Source organism: Streptococcus sp. M334, assembly GCF_000187745.1.
In the GTDB taxonomy this organism is placed as follows: Bacteria; Bacillota; Bacilli; order Lactobacillales; family Streptococcaceae; genus Streptococcus.
This window is the reverse complement of record NZ_GL732488.1, coordinates 217715-237182: the sequence shown is the minus strand read 5'-3', so window position 1 is coordinate 237182 and position 19468 is coordinate 217715. Positions and strand designations below refer to the sequence as shown.

At 36.1% G+C, this 19468-nt stretch carries 15 protein-coding genes and 1 pseudogene; all 16 read left to right on the top strand.

The window, feature by feature from the left end; genetic code table 11:
- The first annotated feature begins 69 nt into the window (after positions 1–69).
- The 16 genes and pseudogenes from HMPREF0851_RS11160 (at position 70) to HMPREF0851_RS11090 (ending at position 19339) form a co-directional block, all read left to right on the top strand.
- A complete protein-coding gene (locus HMPREF0851_RS11160; protein ID WP_000675328.1) occupies positions 70–525 on the top strand; it encodes a DUF3290 family protein in 456 nt (151 codons plus the stop codon).
- Positions 522–1157 carry a DUF421 domain-containing protein gene (locus HMPREF0851_RS11155; protein ID WP_000174447.1) on the top strand — a complete coding sequence of 212 codons (636 nt, stop codon included), beginning with the start codon at positions 522–524 and terminating at the stop codon, positions 1155–1157. The genes HMPREF0851_RS11160 and HMPREF0851_RS11155 overlap by 4 nt, the downstream gene beginning before the upstream one ends.
- A gap of 206 nt (positions 1158–1363) precedes the next feature.
- A complete protein-coding gene (locus HMPREF0851_RS11150) occupies positions 1364–3109 on the top strand; it encodes an ABC transporter ATP-binding protein (protein ID WP_000022580.1) in 1746 nt (581 codons plus the stop codon).
- Positions 3099–4841, top strand: a complete 1743-nt coding sequence (locus HMPREF0851_RS11145; RefSeq protein WP_001180034.1) for an ABC transporter ATP-binding protein — start codon at positions 3099–3101, stop codon at positions 4839–4841. Before HMPREF0851_RS11150 ends, HMPREF0851_RS11145 begins: the two co-directional genes overlap by 11 nt.
- 130 nt (positions 4842–4971) lie before the next feature.
- Positions 4972–5664, top strand: a complete 693-nt coding sequence (locus HMPREF0851_RS11140) for a sugar transferase (protein ID WP_000922202.1) — start codon at positions 4972–4974, stop codon at positions 5662–5664.
- Positions 5665–5706: 42 nt separating this feature from the next.
- Complete coding sequence (locus HMPREF0851_RS11135; protein WP_001134531.1) at positions 5707–6933, top strand: DegT/DnrJ/EryC1/StrS family aminotransferase; 1227 nt, start codon at positions 5707–5709, stop codon at positions 6931–6933.
- Positions 6934–7854: 921 nt separating this feature from the next.
- Positions 7855–9933, top strand: a complete 2079-nt coding sequence (locus HMPREF0851_RS11130) for a glycosyl hydrolase family 28-related protein (protein ID WP_000834745.1) — start codon at positions 7855–7857, stop codon at positions 9931–9933.
- Positions 9917–10663: a protein phosphatase 2C domain-containing protein gene (locus tag HMPREF0851_RS15840; RefSeq protein ID WP_000239033.1), complete on the top strand. Its 747-nt coding sequence runs from the start codon at positions 9917–9919 to the stop codon at positions 10661–10663. Before HMPREF0851_RS11130 ends, HMPREF0851_RS15840 begins: the two co-directional genes overlap by 17 nt.
- Before the next feature lie 57 nt (positions 10664–10720).
- The gene (locus HMPREF0851_RS11125; RefSeq protein ID WP_000945320.1) at positions 10721–11362 is read left to right on the top strand and encodes a phosphate signaling complex PhoU family protein; all 642 of its coding nucleotides are present in this window, start codon (positions 10721–10723) and stop codon (positions 11360–11362) included.
- Between the two features lie 12 nt (positions 11363–11374).
- Positions 11375–12850 (top strand): UDP-glucose--hexose-1-phosphate uridylyltransferase, encoded by a 1476-nt coding sequence (gene galT, locus HMPREF0851_RS11120; protein ID WP_000848805.1) that lies wholly within the window; start codon positions 11375–11377, stop codon positions 12848–12850.
- 12 nt (positions 12851–12862) lie between these two features.
- A pseudogene (galE, locus tag HMPREF0851_RS11115) lies at positions 12863–13874 on the top strand (UDP-glucose 4-epimerase GalE).
- Between the two features lie 184 nt (positions 13875–14058).
- Entirely contained in the window at positions 14059–14718 is a 660-nt protein-coding gene (locus HMPREF0851_RS11110) for a DUF1868 domain-containing protein (protein WP_000793803.1), read from the top strand.
- 24 nt (positions 14719–14742) lie between these two features.
- Positions 14743–15810 carry an extracellular solute-binding protein gene (locus tag HMPREF0851_RS11105; RefSeq protein WP_000738376.1) on the top strand — a complete coding sequence of 356 codons (1068 nt, stop codon included), beginning with the start codon at positions 14743–14745 and terminating at the stop codon, positions 15808–15810.
- A gap of 102 nt (positions 15811–15912) precedes the next feature.
- Positions 15913–16923 carry an ABC transporter ATP-binding protein gene (locus tag HMPREF0851_RS11100; protein ID WP_000589131.1) on the top strand — a complete coding sequence of 337 codons (1011 nt, stop codon included), beginning with the start codon at positions 15913–15915 and terminating at the stop codon, positions 16921–16923.
- 11 nt (positions 16924–16934) lie between these two features.
- On the top strand, positions 16935–18626 hold the full coding sequence (locus HMPREF0851_RS11095; RefSeq protein WP_001216174.1) for an ABC transporter permease: 1692 nt from the start codon (positions 16935–16937) through the stop codon (positions 18624–18626).
- A 2-nt stretch (positions 18627–18628) separates the two neighbouring features.
- Positions 18629–19339, top strand: a complete 711-nt coding sequence (locus HMPREF0851_RS11090) for an MgtC/SapB family protein (RefSeq protein WP_001149044.1) — start codon at positions 18629–18631, stop codon at positions 19337–19339.
- Positions 19340–19468 lie beyond the last annotated feature (129 nt).

Sequence of the window (19468 nt, the reverse complement as noted above, 5' to 3'; positions counted from 1 at the left end):
GTATGGCTTGAAAAATCACTCTCTTTCGTTTATAATGAAGAATGATTTTATGAAAGGGAGTGAAAATAAATGAAATTTTACTCATATGACTATGTACTTAGCCAAATCAGTCAGCAAAATGGCATCATGATTGGCTTTGGGATTGTGCTCCTAGCTATCACAGGATTTTTTGCTTTTAAGGCTTATCGTGATAAAAAGGGAACTAAGTTTCGTGAATTGGTCATGATTTTGGCCTTGACTTTGGTAGCCATGCTTTTGGTAACAATCTCAAAATACCAGACCAATCAAGCCTCTAACAATCAATTTCAAACCTCCCTTCATTTCATAGAGGTCATTTCTAAAGACTTGGGAGTGGATAAATCAGAAGTTTATGTCAATACTTCAGCTGCCACTGATGGAGCACTTATCAAGGTAGGTTCAAATTTCTATCGTGCCATGAACGGGAGCCAACCAGACAAGTATCTTTTAGAGAAATTAGAATTGCATCAAACAGACGCTATTGAATTGGTGGAGGTAAACAAATGACACTCAACTACATGGAAATTTTAATCAAACTGGCCTTGGGTCTTTTCTCGCTTGTTTTTGTTATCAATGTGACAGGAAAGGGGAATCTAGCACCTAACTCTGCTACAGACCAAATTCAGAACTATGTTCTCGGTGGTATCATTGGTGGGGTGATTTACAATAGTTCTATCAGCATTCTCCAGTATGCAGTGATTTTGATGATGTGGACGATTTTGGTCTTGACCCTCAAATGGCTCAATAACAATGTTCGTTTTGTGAAACGCTTGATTGATGGTAAACCGACTCTGCTCATCAAAAATGGGCAGATTGACCCAGAAGCCTGTCGTTCAGTTGGTTTGTCTGCGGCAGATGTTGCTCTCAAACTTCGTAGCCAAGGAATTTTCCAGATGAAGCAAGTTAAACGAGCTGTGCAAGAGCAAAATGGCCAACTCATCGTGGTCCAAATGGGAGATGAAAATCCTAAGTATCCAGTTGTGACTGACGGTGTGATCCAAGTAGATGTTTTGGAATCGATTGGTCGTAGCGAAGAGTGGTTGCTTGATAACCTCAACAAGCAAGGACATGACAATGTAGCTAATATCTTTATCGCTGAGTATGACAAGGGTGCCGTTACAGTCGTAACCTATGAATAAGAAAAACCTGGGGTCTTGTACTCTTCAAAAATCAAATTCAAACTGCGTCAACGTCGCCTTGCCGTATGTAGGTTACTGACTTCGTCAGTTCTATCTACAACCTCAAAGCAGTGCTTTGAGCAGCCTGCGGCTAGTTTCCTAGTTTGCTCTTTGATTTTCATTGAGTATTGGCCTCAGGTTTCCATTTGCCATCAGAAAGGGATTTTATGTCCATTATTCAAAAACTTTGGTGGTTTTTCAAGTTAGAAAAACGTCGTTATCTAGTCGGAATTGTGGCCTTGGTCTTGGTTTCCGTCCTCAATCTCATTCCCCCCATGGTCATGGGGCGGGTCATCGATGCCATTACTTCGGAGCAATTAACCCAGCGGGACCTCCTTCTTGACCTATTTTACTTGCTACTTGCGGCCTTTGGGATGTACTATCTGCGCTATGTTTGGCGGATGTATATCCTTGGGACTTCCTACCGTCTGGGACAGATTATGCGGTCTCGCTTGTTTGAGCATTTTACAAAAATGTCTCCAGCCTTTTATCAAACCTATCGGACGGGGGATCTGATGGCGCACGCCACCAACGATATCAATGCCTTGACTCGTCTCGCAGGTGGCGGTGTTATGTCTGCGGTGGATGCCTCTATCACGGCGCTGGTGACCTTGCTGACCATGCTCTTTAGCATTTCGTGGCAGATGACCTTGGTTGCCATTCTTCCCCTGCCTTTTATGGCTTATGCCACCAGTCGTTTAGGGAGAAAGACCCACAAGGCCTTTGGCGAATCACAAGCCGCCTTTTCCGAACTCAATAACAAGGTGCAGGAGTCCGTATCAGGTATCAAAGTGACCAAGTCTTTCGGTTATCAGGCGGACGAGCTCAAGTCTTTCCAGGCAGTCAATGAATTGACCTTCCAAAAGAACCTGCAAACCATGAAATACGATAGTCTCTTTGACCCTATGGTTCTCTTATTTGTTGGTTCATCCTATGTGTTAACCCTCTTGGTCGGCTCCTTGATGGTTCAGAAAGGGCAAATCACGGTTGGGAATCTAGTTACCTTTATCAGCTACTTGGATATGCTGGTTTGGCCTCTTATGGCCATCGGCTTCCTCTTTAATATTACTCAGCGAGGGAAAGTTTCCTACCAGCGGATTGAGGAACTTTTGTCTCAGGAATCACCTGTACAAGACCCTGAGTTTCCTCTAGACAGTATTGAAAATGGGCGCTTGCAGTATGCCATTGATAGTTTTGCATTTGAAAATGAGGAAACACTGACAAATGTTCACTTTAGTTTGGAAAAAGGGCAAACATTGGGATTAGTTGGTCAGACAGGCTCTGGGAAAACGTCCTTGATTAAACTCCTCTTGCGTGAATACGATGTGGATAAGGGAGCCATTTATCTAAACGGTCACGACATTCGTGACTATCGTCTGACAGACCTTCGCAGTCTCATGGGCTATGTCCCTCAGGACCAATTTCTCTTTGCGAGCTCTATCTTAGACAATATCCGCTTTGGAAATCCGAACTTACCTCTTTCAGCAATCGAGGAGGCAACGAAGTTAGCCCAAGTTTATCAAGATATTGTAGCCATGCCTCAAGAATTTGATACGTTGATTGGTGAAAAGGGAGTCAGTCTCTCAGGTGGTCAAAAGCAACGTCTGGCCATGAGTCGGGCTATGATTTTAGACCCTGATATCTTGATTTTGGATGATTCTTTGTCAGCCGTGGATGCCAAGACAGAGTATGCGATTATCGACAACCTCAAGGAGACGCGAAAGGACAAGACAACCATTATCACGGCTCATCGACTCAGTGCAGTTGTCCATGCAGATTTGATTTTGGTTCTGCAAAATGGTCAAATTATCGAACGTGGTAGGCACGAAGACCTGCTAGCCATGGATGGCTGGTATGCCCAAACCTACCAGTCTCAGCAACTGGAAATGAAGGGAGAAGAAGATGCAGAATAAGAAAGAACAATGGGCTGTATTGAAGCGCTTGGTGTCCTATCTTAAGCCCTATGGACTCCTGACCTTTTTGGCACTCAGTTTTCTCCTCGCGACTACGGTCATTAAAAGCGTCATTCCTCTGGTTGCCTCCCACTTTATAGACCAGTATCTCAGCAATCTCAACCAACTCGCTGTGACCGTTTTGCTGGTCTACTATGGCCTTTATATCCTACAAACTGTAGTTCAGTATGTCGGTAATCTTCTCTTTGCACGTGTGTCCTATAGTATTGTTAGGGATATTCGTCGCGATGCCTTTTCCAATATGGAGAAGCTGGGCATGTCTTATTTTGACAAGACGCCAGCAGGCTCCATTGTCTCTCGTTTGACAAATGACACCGAGACTATCAGTGATATGTTTTCGGGGATTTTATCTAGCTTTATCTCAGCAGTTTTTATCTTTCTGACAACGCTTTATACTATGTTGGTGTTGGATTTTCGTTTAACAGTTTTAGTCTTGCTCTTTCTCCCCTTGATTTTCCTTTTGGTCAATCTCTATCGGAAAAAATCAGTGAAAATCATTGAGAAAACCAGAAGTCTCTTGTCAGATATCAATAGCAAGCTGGCTGAAAACATCGAGGGAATCAGGATTATCCAGGCCTTTAATCAAGAGAAGCGCCTGCAGGCAGAATTTGATGAAATCAACCAAGAACACTTGGTCTATGCCAACCGTTCTGTAGCCTTGGATGCCCTCTTTTTGCGCCCTGCCATGAGTTTGCTGAAACTCCTAGGATATGCAGTTTTAATGGCCTATTTTGGCTATCGTGGCCTTTATCTGGGAATAACAGCAGGGACCATGTATGCCTTTATTCAGTATATCAACCGCCTTTTTGACCCCTTGATTGAAGTGACGCAAAATTTTTCGACCCTTCAAACGTCTATGGTGTCTGCAGGTCGTGTCTTTGCCTTGATTGATGAGAGGACCTATGAGCCTCTTCAAGAAAATGGACAGGCCGAGATCAAAGAAGGCAATATCCGTTTTGAACATGTATGTTTCTCTTATGATGGCAAACATCCGATTCTGGATGACATTTCTTTCTCTGTTAACAGGGGTGAAACCATTGCTTTTGTGGGTCATACAGGTTCAGGGAAATCGTCTATTATCAATGTTCTCATGCGCTTTTATGAATTTCAGTCAGGGCGAGTTCTCTTGGATGATGTGGATATCCGGGACTACAGTCAGGAAGAGCTGAGAAAAAACATCGGTCTAGTCTTGCAGGATCCCTTCCTCTATCATGGGACCATTAAGTCCAATATCGCCATGTACCAAGAAATCAGTGATGAGCAGGTACAGGCTGCAGCTAGCTTCGTGGATGCAGATTCCTTTATTCAAGATCTTCCTCAGGGGTATAACTCCCCTGTGTCTGAGCGTGGTTCGAGCTTCTCTACTGGTCAACGCCAGCTTCTTGCCTTTGCTAGAACAGTCGCCAGTCAGCCTAAAATTCTGATTTTGGATGAAGCGACAGCCAATATTGACTCTGAAACAGAAAGTCTGGTTCAAGCTTCTCTGGCTAAGATGAGACAGGGACGGACAACCATTGCCATCGCCCACCGTCTTTCTACCATCCAAGATGCCAACTGCATCTATGTCTTGGACAAGGGGCGCATTATCGAGAGTGGAACCCATGAGGAACTCTTGGCTCTAGGAGGAACCTATCACAAGATGTATAGCTTGCAAGCAGGGGCCATGGTCTAATACTCGTTGATTTTCATTGAGCATAAGAAGGAAATCCTTCAAATTACAGATTTCTTTCACCGCCTTTTCCATTTTGTGGTATAATGAAAAATGTTGACAAATAGTATAGTAAAAACAAAGGAGAAACAGCATGCTGAAATGGGAAGACTTGCCCGTGGAAATGAAATCAAGCGAGGTTGAGTCTTACTACCAGCTTGTCTCTAAAAGGAAGGGTTCGCTGATTTTTAAGCGTTGCTTGGACTGGGTTCTGGCCTTGGTCTTGCTGGTTCTGACCTCTCCCATCTTTCTCATCTTGAGCATTTGGATCAAGTTGGATAGCAAGGGGCCAGTGATTTACAAGCAAGAGCGCGTGACCCAGTACAACCGTCGGTTCAAGATTTGGAAGTTCCGTACCATGGTGACGGATGCGGATAAAAAAGGAAGTCTGGTGACTTCTGCTAACGATAGCCGTATTACCAAGGTTGGGAATTTTATCCGCCGTGTGCGCTTGGATGAACTGCCTCAGCTGGTCAATGTCCTTAAAGGCGAAATGTCCTTTGTCGGTACACGACCTGAAGTGCCACGCTACACAGAGCAGTATAGCCCTGAAATGATGGCGACCTTGCTCTTGCCAGCAGGAATTACCTCTCCAGCCAGCATTCACTACAAGGATGAGGATACTATCATCAGTCAAATGACGGAGAAAGGTTTGTCAGTTGACCAGGCCTATGTCGAACACGTCCTGCCTGAAAAGATGCGCTATAACCTTGCCTATCTCCGAGAGTTTAGTTTCCTTGGAGACATCAAAATCATGTTTCAAACCGTGTTTGAAGTGCTAAAATAAAGTAGTCATGAGAAAATGAGTACAGATAAAAGGAGCAAATCAATGCCAAATTACAATATTCCATTTTCACCACCCGATATTACGGAAGCAGAAATTGCTGAAGTAGCGGATACCCTGCGTTCTGGTTGGATTACAACAGGTCCTAAGACCAAAGAACTGGAGCGTCGCTTGTCTCAATACACACAGACACCCAAGACTGTCTGCCTAAATTCTGCGACTGCCGCTCTTGAGTTGATTTTGCGCGTCTTGGAAGTGGGACCTGGTGATGAAGTCATCGTTCCAGCCATGACTTATACAGCTTCATGTAGTGTCATCACTCACGTAGGAGCGACCCCTGTCATGGTGGATATCCAAGCAGATACTTTTGAGATGGATTATGACCTGCTGGAGCAAGCTATCACTGAAAAGACCAAGGTGATCATCCCAGTAGAGCTCGCAGGGATTGTTTGCGACTACGGCCGTTTGTTCCATGTAGTGGAGAAGAAACGTGATCTCTTTACCGCTTCAAGCAAGTGGCAAAAAGCCTTTAACCGTATTGTCATTGTTTCTGATAGTGCCCATGCTTTGGGATCTACATATAAAGGACAACCAGCTGGTTCTATCGCTGACTTTACTTCTTTCTCATTCCATGCTGTTAAGAATTTTACAACAGCCGAGGGAGGAAGTGCTACTTGGAAAGCCAATCCAGCGATTGATGACGAAGAAATGTACAAGGAATTCCAAATTCTTTCCCTTCATGGACAAACTAAGGATGCTTTAGCTAAGATGCAACTGGGTTCTTGGGAATACGATATTGTCACACCAGCCTACAAGTGCAATATGACCGATATCATGGCTTCGCTTGGTTTGGTACAATTGGATCGTTACGCTGGTTTGCTAGAACGTCGTAAGGACATTGTGGACCGCTATGATTGTGGTTTTGCAGGTTCTCGTATCCATCCATTGGCACACAAGACTGATACAGTTGAATCATGCCGCCACCTCTACATCACCCATGTAGAAGGAGCAAGCTTAGAAGAACGCAATCTTATCATCCAAGAATTGGCTAAAGCAGGAATTGCAAGTAATGTGCACTACAAACCGCTTCCTCTGTTGACCGCCTACAAGAATCTTGGCTTTGATATAGCCAACTATCCTAAGGCCTATGCCTTCTTTGAAAATGAAATTACGCTCCCTCTTCACACTAAATTAAGCGATGAAGAAGTAGACTATATCATTGAGACTTTCAAAACAGTTTCTGAAAAAGTACTAGTTTCATCAAAAAAATGACAAACTACAGTCAAGTAATAGTGATTCTGTTTCTAAAAAGTCTAATTGAGTGTAAAACTGTTGTTTTCAATTGAAAGTCCTATAGTAAAATGAAATAAAAACAGGACAAATCAATCAGGATAGTCAAATTAATTTCTAGCAATATTTTAGAAGCAAAGGTGTACTCTTATAGTTTCAATATACTGTATGGTTTGAAATGAGATGTGAGCAATTTGGTGTAGCATTTAGAATTTTTATTAGGCATCATTTAGAAAATGTAGTGTCTTGTTCTAGTTTTCAATTCACCCTATTTTTTGAAAGACGCGAGTTTCCACGAATGAGGTTGTGGAAACTCGCGTCTTTCTTTTTTGTTTTCAGAATATTGTTCAAAGTTTTGAGACTATTTTTCATGTTCTAGTCATTCTTTTGAAATAATCTATAAAACACGTGTCTGCAATGATTTATATGTCCTATTCCAGTATTTTAGAAGAACTGCGTCTATTTTTATAGAGCTTGAATCTAGCTTTTATAGAAAATCTATTTAAGAAATATATTGTATTGTTTTGATTTCAATCCGCTATATGAACGATATTCATGTAAATATACCTGGCGAATGCTTGCATGACAAGATATTTGTTCTTGTATTTATAAATTAGTATTTTACGAGATGTCAACATGCTTTAAATACAGTGAATAGGATATTTTTATGTTCAAGCTAAGAAAGATAGTAATCACTTTTGAATGGAAGGTTAAAGAATTATTAGAAGTATGGTTAGATATATAAATGGTCACGCTTTCACAATTTTGATATTTTATTGTGTTATTCCTTGACAATTTTGATTTAAAAATATATTATAAAGAAAATGACAGCGGTGTCATTTTCTGGTATGGAATTTATATGAATATTAAATTAGGACATAATATTTTTAATTGGAGGCTAATATGAAATCTTTTCAACAAAATGAGGTTTTCTCTATTCGTAAGTCTAAGGTGGGAGTTTGCTCAGTTCTCTTAGCGGTTTTATTTATTGGAACACAAAGTGTTTTAGCTAATGAAGTAGTTGGTGAAACTTCTTCGTCTAAAGATAATATGCAAATGAACTCTTTGTTGAGTAGCACATCTACATCATTATCTGCGGAACCCCATTCTGATACTCTCAGTCTTGATAACAATTCAAGTTTAAGTACTGATAATAATGGAGGAGTGAGTATTAATCAAAATAAACCTGATATAACAAATGATACTATGATTGGTAACATCTCTGGGATGGAAGTGAATACTATTTTAAGTACTAATCTGAACGAACACGTAGCTTTGAATGTTAAAGATTATGGAGCAATAGGTGACGGAGTTAATGATGATCGTCAAGCAATTCAAGATACAATAGATGCTGCAGCTAAAGGACTAGGTGGAGGAAATGTATATTTTCCTGAAGGAACTTATTTAGTAAAAGAAATTGTTTTTTTAAAAAGTCATACACACTTAGAATTGAATGAGAAAGCTACAATTCTAAATGGTATAAATATTAAGAATCACCCTTCCATTGTTTTTATGACAGGTTTATTTACGGATGATGGTGCGCAAGTAGAATGGGGCCCAACAGAAGATATTAGTTATTCTGGTGGTACTATTGATATGAACGGTGCTTTGAATGAAGAAGGAACTAAAACAAAAAATCTACCACTTATAAATTCTTCAGGTGCATTTGCTATTGGGAATTCAAATAACGTAACTATAAAAAATGTAACATTCAAGGATAGTTATCAAGGGCATGCTATTCAAATTGCAGGTTCGAAAAATGTATTAGTTGATAATTCTCGTTTTCTTGGGCAAGCCTTACCCAAAACGATGAAGGATGGGCAAATCATAAGTAAGGAGAGCATTCAGATTGAACCATTAACTAGAAAAGGTTTTCCTTATGCCTTGAATGATGATGGGAAAAAATCTGAAAATGTGACTATTCAAAATTCCTATTTTGGCAAAAGTGATAAATCTGGGGAATTAGTAACAGCAATTGGCACACACTATCAAACATTGTCGACACAGAACCCCTCTAATATTAAAATTTTAAATAATCATTTTGATAACATGATGTATGCAGGTGTACGTTTTACAGGATTCACTGATGTATTAATCAAAGGAAATCGCTTTGATAAGAAAGTTAAAGGAGAGAGTGTACATTATCGAGAAAGCGGAGCAGCTTTAGTAAATGCTTATAGCTATAAAAACACTAAAGACCTATTAGATTTAAATAAACAGGTGGTTATCGCCGAAAATATATTTAATATTGCCGATCCTAAAACAAAAGCGATACGAGTTGCAAAAGATAGTGCAGAATATTTAGGAAAAGTATCAGATATTACTGTAACAAAAAATGTAATTAATAATAATTCTAAGGAAACAGAACAACCAAATATTGAATTATTACGAGTTAGTGATAATTTAGTAGTCTCAGAGAATAGTATATTCGGTGGTAAAGAAGGAATTGTTATTGAGGATTCAAAGGGTAAAATAACCGTTTTAAATAACCAATTTTATAATTTATCCGGTAAGTATATATCATTCATCAAATCTAATGCAAATGAGAAAGAACCTGTTATACGTGATAGCGATGGTAATTTCAATATTGTAACGGAGAATGGGCTTTACAAAATTGTAACAAATAATTTAAGTGATAAAAACGAAAAAGAAAAAAACAAAGAGGAAAAACAATCTAATTCAAATAATGTAATTGATAGTAACCAGAAGAACGGAGAGTTTAACTCAAGTAAAGATAATAGACAAATGAATGACAAGATCGACAATAAACAAGATAATAAGACAGAAGAAGTAAACTATAAAATAGTTGGAGATGGCAGAGAAACTGAAAATCATATTAATAAATCTAAAGAAATAGTAGATGTAAAACAAAAATTACCAAAGACTGGTTCGAACAAGATTATGGAACTATTCTTAACAGTGACAGGAATTGGTTTACTTTTGACACTAAAAGGGTTGAAGTATTATGGTAAAGATAAATAAAATTTGTTCGATACAAGGAAGTTCTGTAGAAAATGAGGATACTGTAGGTTCACAAAATCAGTATTTTTGGATTATCGATGGAGCTACAGATTTATATAATTCTAAAGAGGAGATAGGTTATTCAGTCTCAGAAGTTGTACATATTTTATCAGAAAGTTTGTCGGTTAATTGTAAAGAATCAAAAACTCTTAAACAAATATTTGAAACTGCTTTACTCGAGGTTAAAGATGAAATCGGTTTAAACTCATATGAATTAACAGAGTATTATCGCTTACCAACATTTGCTTTTATATTTGCTAAACTTTCAGAAAAAAAGTTGGAGTATATGATGCTAGGTGACTGCGTCATGTTAGTAAACGAAATGGAAATAACTGATCATAGAGTAGATAACTTATTTGAAAAAGGAAAAAATGAGATAAAAGATTCAATTGGTACAAATAGTGCTTTAAATAAAAAAATTATTTTACAAAAAATCAGAAAATTATCTAATCAACCGAGTGGGTACTGGATAGATTCGTTGGATGAGAGATTTTTAGACCATGCTATTATTAATCAAATAGATGTTACTAGTGAACAAATTGTTTTAATGAGCGATGGCTTTTATGAATTCTATCAAAATAATCAAAATAAGACTTTTGAAGAGTTAATTAAGATGAGATTTAATTCTTCTGCTATTGATCCAATCTATGGAAAGAAGGATGATGCAAGTATTCTAGTTATTGATGTTTGATATATTGTTTAAAATATTAATTGTTACTATTGAACTTTGTTAAGAAGAGGTACCTAAATGTTAAGGTTATATTTAGAAAATGAAATTATAGAATTATCAAATAATTTAGAGACCATTTGGGTATCTGTGCTTGATAAATACGAGAAGTTATTTGAATATTTACCAAATGAAGAACGAGTAGAATTGATTAAAGAAGATTTAATCATAAATGAGTCAGTTCTAAATATTGATAAAAAAGGATATGAGTTAATTTGTTTACAACATCCTGTTTCATATGACTTAAGAAGAATTATTAGTGTAATAAAAATATCAACTGACATTGAACGTATTGGGGATAGAATTGTTGAAATTTTAAAAAATCTACAGATTATTCAAAATAATGAAATTTTGAAGAAAATTATTTCAGAAATAAAAATACTTCATGAAGTTATCGGACTGCATATGAATAGGGCTATATCTTGTTATAGAGAGGAACAATCTGGATGTTTAGATATGGTTGTTATACAAAAACAGAATGAGATAGAAGAGCTTAGTATAAATATTGAAAAGAAAATAATGAATTACATATTTGAAGATGATGGGAACGTTTCTGAAGTAATTGGTGCTTTAGATATTATTCATCACCTTGATAAAATTGCTCATACTACGCAATCAATTTATAAATGGATAATGTATAGAAAATATGGGAACATAAATTAGAAAGAAAAATATATGAAAACAATTATTGATAATTTTGTTGATAGAGTAATTGAATACGGAATGTATAATGAAATTGACAAAATATATGTGAAAAATAGAGTACTAGCGTTAATAGGTGAGGAGGGAACTGATCGCATTTCCGATGAAAATGACCTAAAACAAATAAAAGATTACTTAGTGGAAATCGCCTTAAAAAACGGTAAAATTAAAGATTTAATCGAGGAAAAGGAATGTTTAGGAGCAGAGTTAATGAATTTCATAGTTCCTTTACCTAGTCGATTAAATGATATTTTTTGGAGTTCATATGATATATCACCTCAAGAAGCAGTTGAAGAGTTTTATAAGTTAAGTAAAGATAGTGATTATATAAAAACTTCTGCTATTGCTAAGAATATTGAGTTTAGAGCATCAACTAAATATGGAGAGCTAGAGATTACGATAAATTTGTCAAAACCCGAAAAAGATCCAAAAACAATTGCTGCTGAAAAATTAGTAAAAGCAACTAATTATCCTAAATGTTTACTATGTATGGAAAATGAAGGATATCAGGGGCGAATAAATTATCCAGCACGTTCGAATCATAGAATTATTCGGTTGAAACTTGGTGACGAAGTATGGGGATTCCAGTATTCTCCTTACTCATACTTTAATGAGCATGCGATATTTTTGAATAGTCAACATGTACCAATGGCTATTACCTCTAAAACATTTGAACAATTATTGGAGATTGTTGATATTTTGCCAGGATATTTTGCTGGTTCAAATTCTGATCTTCCTATCTCAGGAGGCTCCATTCTTAGTCATAACCACTACCAGGGAGGGAAATATATTTTCCCAATGGAAAAAGCAAAATTTGAGAGTGAATTTTGTTTTAAAGACTTTGAGGATGTTAATGCTGGTATTGTAAAATGGCCAATGTCAGTAATTAGGTTACAAAGTGAAAATAAAAATCGCTTGTTAGATTTAGCTACTAAAATTCTAAACAAGTGGAGAGAATATTCAGATTTAGAAGTAGACATCATTGCAATGACTGCAGATGTCCCACACCATACGGTGACTCCTATTGCTCGTAAAGTGGACGGAAGATATGAATTAGATATTGTTCTAAGAGATAATCATACTACTGAACAATACCCAGATGGTGTTTTCCATCCTCATCAAGATGTACAACATATTAAAAAGGAAAATATTGGGTTAATCGAAGTGATGGGACTTGCGATTTTGCCACCTCGTTTGAAAACAGAGTTAGAGGAAGTTGAGAAATATCTTTTAGGAAAAGATAACGCAATTGCGGATTATCATTTAGAATGGGCCGTTCAATTGAAAGAAAAATATCCTGGACTTAAAGAGGAGGAGGTTCATAGCGTAGTTCAACATGAAGTAGGGCAAGTATTTGCGAGAGTTCTCGAAGATGCAGGTGTTTATAAGAATACTCAAACCGGACATGAAGCATTTATGAGATTTGTTAAATCGGTTGGAATTAATTAGGAGGAAGTAAAAATGGCAATATTGGTAACAGGCGGAGCTGGTTATATTGGTAGCCATACCGTAGTAGAATTACTAAATTTAGGTAAGGAAGTCGTTATTGTCGACAACCTTTCAAACTCAAGCATTTTAGTATTAGATCGTATTGAAGCAATTACAGGAATACGTCCCGTGTTTTACGAATTAGATGTTTGTGATAAACAAGCATTGAGAAAGGTATTTGAACAAGAATCGATTGATGCTGCAATTCATTTTGCAGGTTATAAAGCTGTCGGAGAATCCGTGCAAAAGCCTGTGATGTACTACAAAAATAATATTATGAGTACATTGGCACTTGTTGAAGTGATGTCAGAATTTAATGTTAAAAAGATTGTCTTTTCTTCAAGTGCGACTGTATATGGAATTAACAATCAGTCACCTCTAATTGAGACGATGCAAACAAGTGCGACAAATCCTTATGGGTATACGAAAGTGATGCTTGAGCAAATTTTAAAAGATGTTCATGTGGCAGATTCAGAATGGAGTATTGCGTTGCTTCGTTATTTCAATCCAATTGGTGCTCATGAGTCTGGTTTGATTGGGGAAGATCCCTCAGGAATTCCTAACAACTTGATGCCCTATATTGCACAAGTAGCGGTAGGTAAGCTGTCAGAGCTAAGTGTGTTCGGAAATGATTATGATACGCTTGACGGTACTGGTGTGCGTGATTATATCCATGTAGTAGATTTAGCAATAGGACATATAAAAGCTTTAGAAAAAGTATCTGAAAAAACAGATGTTTATATCTATAACCTAGGTTCGGGAGAAGGCACTAGTGTATTACAACTTGTAAATACATTTGAAAGTGTTAATAAGATCCCTATTCCTTATAAAATAGTTCCAAGACGTTCAGGAGACGTTGCAACTTGTTATGCAAATGCAGACAAAGCATATAAGGAATTAAATTGGAGGACAACAAAATCGATTGAAGACATGTGTAGAGATACATGGAATTGGCAATCAAAAAAATCTCAATGGCTATAATTGATGATACTGTCTATATGAGTGCTGTATTTTGGAAAAATCACTTAACCTTTTAATGAAATGCATATTTAATGAAAGATAAATTTTTAAAAAAAAATTTTTGAAAGCGCTTGACAAAGTAAACGGTTTCGTTATATAATATAAGCATGAATGACACCGGTGTCAAATATAAAAAAGAGGGTCTTTATATGAAAAACCTAACAAAAATTAAGTTCAAAGAAAATGGAGAATTTAATCATTTTCCAGGAAATACTGTTGTAGCAAATCTTTATAATAAACAAGATTTGATGGAAGTTGTTGATATTATTCAATCACGTTATAGAGAATTACCATTTATCGATAAGTTCACTTTAACTCCAAGGAATTCTATTCACATGACTGTAATTGAATTGTTGTGCCATGAAAATCGTGAAACGGAGTTTTGGAGCAGTAATCTTCCTTTAGATACACCTTTACAGAAAATACATGATTACTTTGCTAAACAACTTGAAATTTTTCCATTGTTAAATGAAGAAATTCTTATGCGTGTAACGGAAATGGGAAAACAAAACATACTAGTTGAACCTGCAGATGAAGCTTCTGCTAAGAGATTAGAAGAAATTCGTACTTATGTCTCAGAAAAAGCAGGTGTTCGTTTCCCTAATCATGATAGATATCAATTCCATATTTCAATTGGGTATCTTCGGATTCCTCTAACCGAAGAGGAGGAAGAAGAGTTTACTAAAGTTAGAGCGGAATTAACTGAAATTTTATTAGAGAAGATTCCAACTATTACTGTAAACCGTATTGACTATACTGTATTTGAAGATATGAGACAATTTGTTCCATATCACGAAAAATTTAAATAAAATAATAAAAAAGGAGAACTTATCATGAAAAAAATGAAAGTTTGGTCTACTGTACTTGCAACGGGAGTTGCTCTTACTACACTTGCTGCTTGCTCTGGAGGTTCAAATTCTACGACTGCTTCTTCATCTGAAGAAAAAGCTGATAAAAGTCAAGAATTAGTAATCTATTCGAACTCAGTCTCAAATGGTCGTGGTGATTGGTTAACTGCTAAAGCAAAAGAAGCTGGTTTTAATATAAAAATGGTTGATATTCCTGGCGCTCAATTAGCAGACCGTGTTATTGCCGAGAAGAATAATGCAGTTGCAGATATGGTATTTGGAATTGGTGCTGTTGATTCAAATAAAATTAGAGATCAAAAATTACTAGTCCAGTACAAGCCTAAATGGTTAGATAAAATTGATCAATCTTTATCAGATAAAGATAATTATTATAATCCTGTGATTGTTCAACCATTAGTTTTAATTGGAGCGCCTGATGTAAAAGAAATGCCTAAAGATTGGACTGAATTAGGTAGTAAGTATAAAGGTAAATATTCAATTTCTGGTCTTCAAGGTGGTACAGGACGGGCAATTCTAGCAAGTATCTTAGTTCGATACCTTGATGATAAAGGTGAATTAGGTGTTTCCGAAAAAGGTTGGGAAGCAGCAAAAGAATATTTGAAAAATGCATACACTCTTCAAAAGGGAGAAAGTTCAATTGTTAAGATGTTAGACAAAGAAGATCCAATACAATATGGAATGATGTGGGGTTCTGGTGCATTAGTTGGACAAAAAGAACAAAATGTTGTTTTCAAAGTTATGACTCCTGAGATTGGTGTACCATTTGTAACTGAACAAACTATGGTTTTAAGCACTAGTAAAAAACAAGCGTTAGCTAAAGAATTTATTGATTGGTTTGGTCAATCAGAAATTCAAGTAGAATATAGTAAGAACTTTGGATCTATTCCTGCAAATAAAGATGCCCTAACAGAGTTACCTGAAGATACGAAAAAATTTGTTGATCAAGTGAAACCACAAAATATTGACTGGGAAGCTGTTGGAAAACATTTGGATGAATGGGTAGAAAAAGCTGAATTAGAATACGTACAATAAGAAATAAGAGTTAATTTTTATGTCCAAGTCTCTCTATTATTTCTAAATTTATAGAAGAAATAAAGAGAGGCTTTTGGTTTAGTAATAGAGGGAGTTAGTGAGATGATTAAATTTGATAATATTCAAATTAAATATGGTGATTTTGTTGCAATTGATAATCTAAATTTAGATATAGATGAAGGGGAATTCTTTACATTTCTTGGGCCTTCAGGATGTGGTAAATCAACTACTTTGAGAGCATTGGTAGGTTTTCTAGATCCATCATCAGGAAGTATTGAAGTTAATGGAACAAATGTCACTCATTTGGAACCTGAAAAGCGTGGAATTGGTATTGTATTTCAATCTTATGCGCTATTTCCAACTATGACTGTTTTTGATAATATTGCATTTGGTTTAAAAGTTAAGAAGGTAGCTCCAGATGTTATTAAAGCTAAAGTATCAGCAGTAGCAGCAAAAATTAAGATCTCTGATCAACAGTTACAGCGTAATGTATCAGAATTATCTGGGGGTCAACAACAAAGGGTAGCATTGGCTCGTGCTCTGGTTCTTGAACCTAAAATTCTTTGTCTAGATGAACCATTGTCAAACCTTGACGCAAAATTACGTGTAGATTTGAGAAAAGAGTTGAAAAGACTTCAAAAAGAGTTAGGTATTACTACTTTATATGTTACTCATGATCAAGAGGAAGCCTTGACTTTATCTGATAGAATTGCAGTCTTTAACAATGGATACATCGAACAGGTCGGTACACCAGTAGAAATTTATCATAATTCTCAAACTGAATTTGTATGTGATTTTATTGGAGATATTAATGTTTTGACCGATGAAACAGTCCACGAAGTATTACTGAAAAATGCAAGCGTTTTCTTAGAAGATAAAAAAGGATACATTCGATTAGAGAAAGTTCGATTCAATCGTGAAACTGAACAAGATTTCATTCTAAAAGGGACAATTATTGATGTTGAGTTTTCTGGAGTTACAATTCACTATACAATAAAAGTTTCTGAAAGTCAGATTCTTAATGTAACAAGTATTGATAGTCAGGCTGCTATTAGATCTGTCGGAGAAAGTGTGGAATTATTTATCACACCATCAGACGTTCTGCAATTTTAAGGAGGTGCAGTATGCGTCATAAATTAAATTTAAAAGATTGGCTTATTCGTTTAGGGTTAATCTGGTTCTTAGTAACATTTATTATTTATCCAAACTTTGATCTAGTAGTGAATGTATTTGTAAAAGGAGGAGAATTTTCCCTTGATGCTGTACATCGTGTTCTAAAATCTCAGAGGGCACTTCAGAGTATTATGAACAGTTTTAAGTTGGCATTTTCACTCATTATTACAGTTAATGTCGTAGGTATTCTTTGTGTTCTATTTACAGAATACTTTGATATTAAAGGTGCTAAAATTTTAAAATTAGGTTATATGACCTCTTTAATTTATGGAGGAGTGGTTTTAGCGACTGGATATAAATTTGTCTATGGTCCTTATGGATTGATTACAAAATTTTTACAAAATATTATCCCTTCTTTAGACCCTAACTGGTTTATTGGGTATGGTGCAGTCTTATTCATTATGACATTTTCAGGAACTGCTAATCATACATTGTTTTTAACAAATACAATTCGAAGCGTTGACTATCACACTATTGAGGCTGCTCGAAATATGGGAGCAAAACCATTTACTGTTTTCCGAAAAGTAGTGTTACCAACCTTAATTCCAACTCTATTTGCACTTACTATTATGGTTTTTCTTAGTGGTTTATCTGCAGTAGCAGCACCCATGATTGTTGGTGGTAAAGAATTTCAAACTATAAATCCAATGATTATTACATTTGCAGGGATGGGGAATTCTCGTGATTTAGCTGCCCTACTTGCAATTATTTTAGGTATTGCAACTACAATTTTGCTTACTATCATGAATAAGATAGAAAAAGGTGGAAATTATATTTCTATCTCTAAGACTAAAGCGCCTCTTAAAAAACAAAAAATTGCGTCTAAGCCTTGGAATATCATTGCTCACATTGTAGCATATGGATTGTTCACAGTTTTCATGCTTCCACTAATTTTTATAGTATTATACTCATTTACAGATCCAGTTGCCATTCAAACAGGTAACTTAACATTATCAAACTTTACTTTAGAAAATTATCGCTTATTCTTTAGTAATAGTGCGGCATTCTCTCCATTCTTGGTCAGCTTTATTTATTCTATTATTGCTGCGACAACAGCAACAATTCTCGCAGTTGTATTTGCTCGTGTTGTCAGAAAACATAAATCTCGTTTTGATTTCTTATTTGAATATGGTGCTCTACTTCCTTGGTTACTACCAAGCACACTTTTAGCAGTAAGTTTATTATTTACTTTTAATCAGCCACAATTTCTTGTCTTGAATCAGATTTTGGTAGGTAGTTTGGTAATTCTACTTATTGCATATATAGTTGTAAAAATCCCATTTTCTTATAGAATGGTACGTGCTATTTTATTTAGTGTTGATGATGAGATGGAAGATGCAGCAAGAAGTATGGGTGCTTCACCTTTTTATACTATGATGAAGGTTATCATTCCATTTATTTTACCGGTTGTTCTCTCTGTTATTGCTTTAAACTTTAACTCTTTATTAACTGACTTCGACTTATCTGTATTTCTTTACCATCCATTAGCTCAACCACTGGGTATAACTATTCGTTCAGCAGGTGATGAAACAGCAACTTCAAATGCTCAAGCACTTGTATTCGTTTATACTATTGTATTAATGATAATTTCTGGTTCTGTTTTATACTTTACTCAGAGACCAGTTAGTAGAAAAAGGAAATAATAATGCAAGCAACAAGCTTAGGACTATCATATATCGAAATTGTATTAAGAATTGTACTTTCATTAGTTATTGGTGGTGTAATTGGTTTAGAGAGAGGAAGTAAATCTCAACCAGCAGGTATTCGTACACATAGTATTGTTTGTCTGGCTGCATGTTTAATTATGATGACTAATGAGTATGTATCTTATAAATTTGGTACAGGAGATCCTACACGCTTAGGTGCGCAAGTTATATCAGGTGTTGGTTTTCTTGGGGCTGGAACAATACTTATTACAGATAAAAAGAAAATAACTGGTTTAACAACTGCAGCCGGAATATGGGCTTCAGCTGGAATCGGTCTAGCTATTGGTGTTGGTTTTTATGAAGGAGCCATACTAGGAGCAATGTCTGTTTGGAGTGTTATAACTATGTTCCAACCTTTAAAAAAATATCTTCAAAGTCGTTCAAAGATAATCGAATTGTATATCGTTGTTAGATCTACAGAGGCATATAATCGGGTACTAGTATACTGTGCTGAGAATGGCATTAGAATGACTGATTCTAGAACTGCATTTGGAGATGTTAATTCAGAAAGAATTGAATATTTTGATGTTCCAGACAAAAAAATCGCGTCATTTATTACTCTGGAATTATCAGGTAGATTTGAGCACCTTAAACTAATGGAAGAAATTGCTAATATTGTTGGTGTGATTTATGTTGAGGAAATCAGCTAATCTAGGGATAAACAAAGGGACGGATTATTCTAGTCCTTTTGTTTTCTTTAAATAATAAGAAATATAAGGGCACATCTAAAAACTCAATTTCAATACTTTTAAACATTGATGTATCAACGTTTTCTGAGC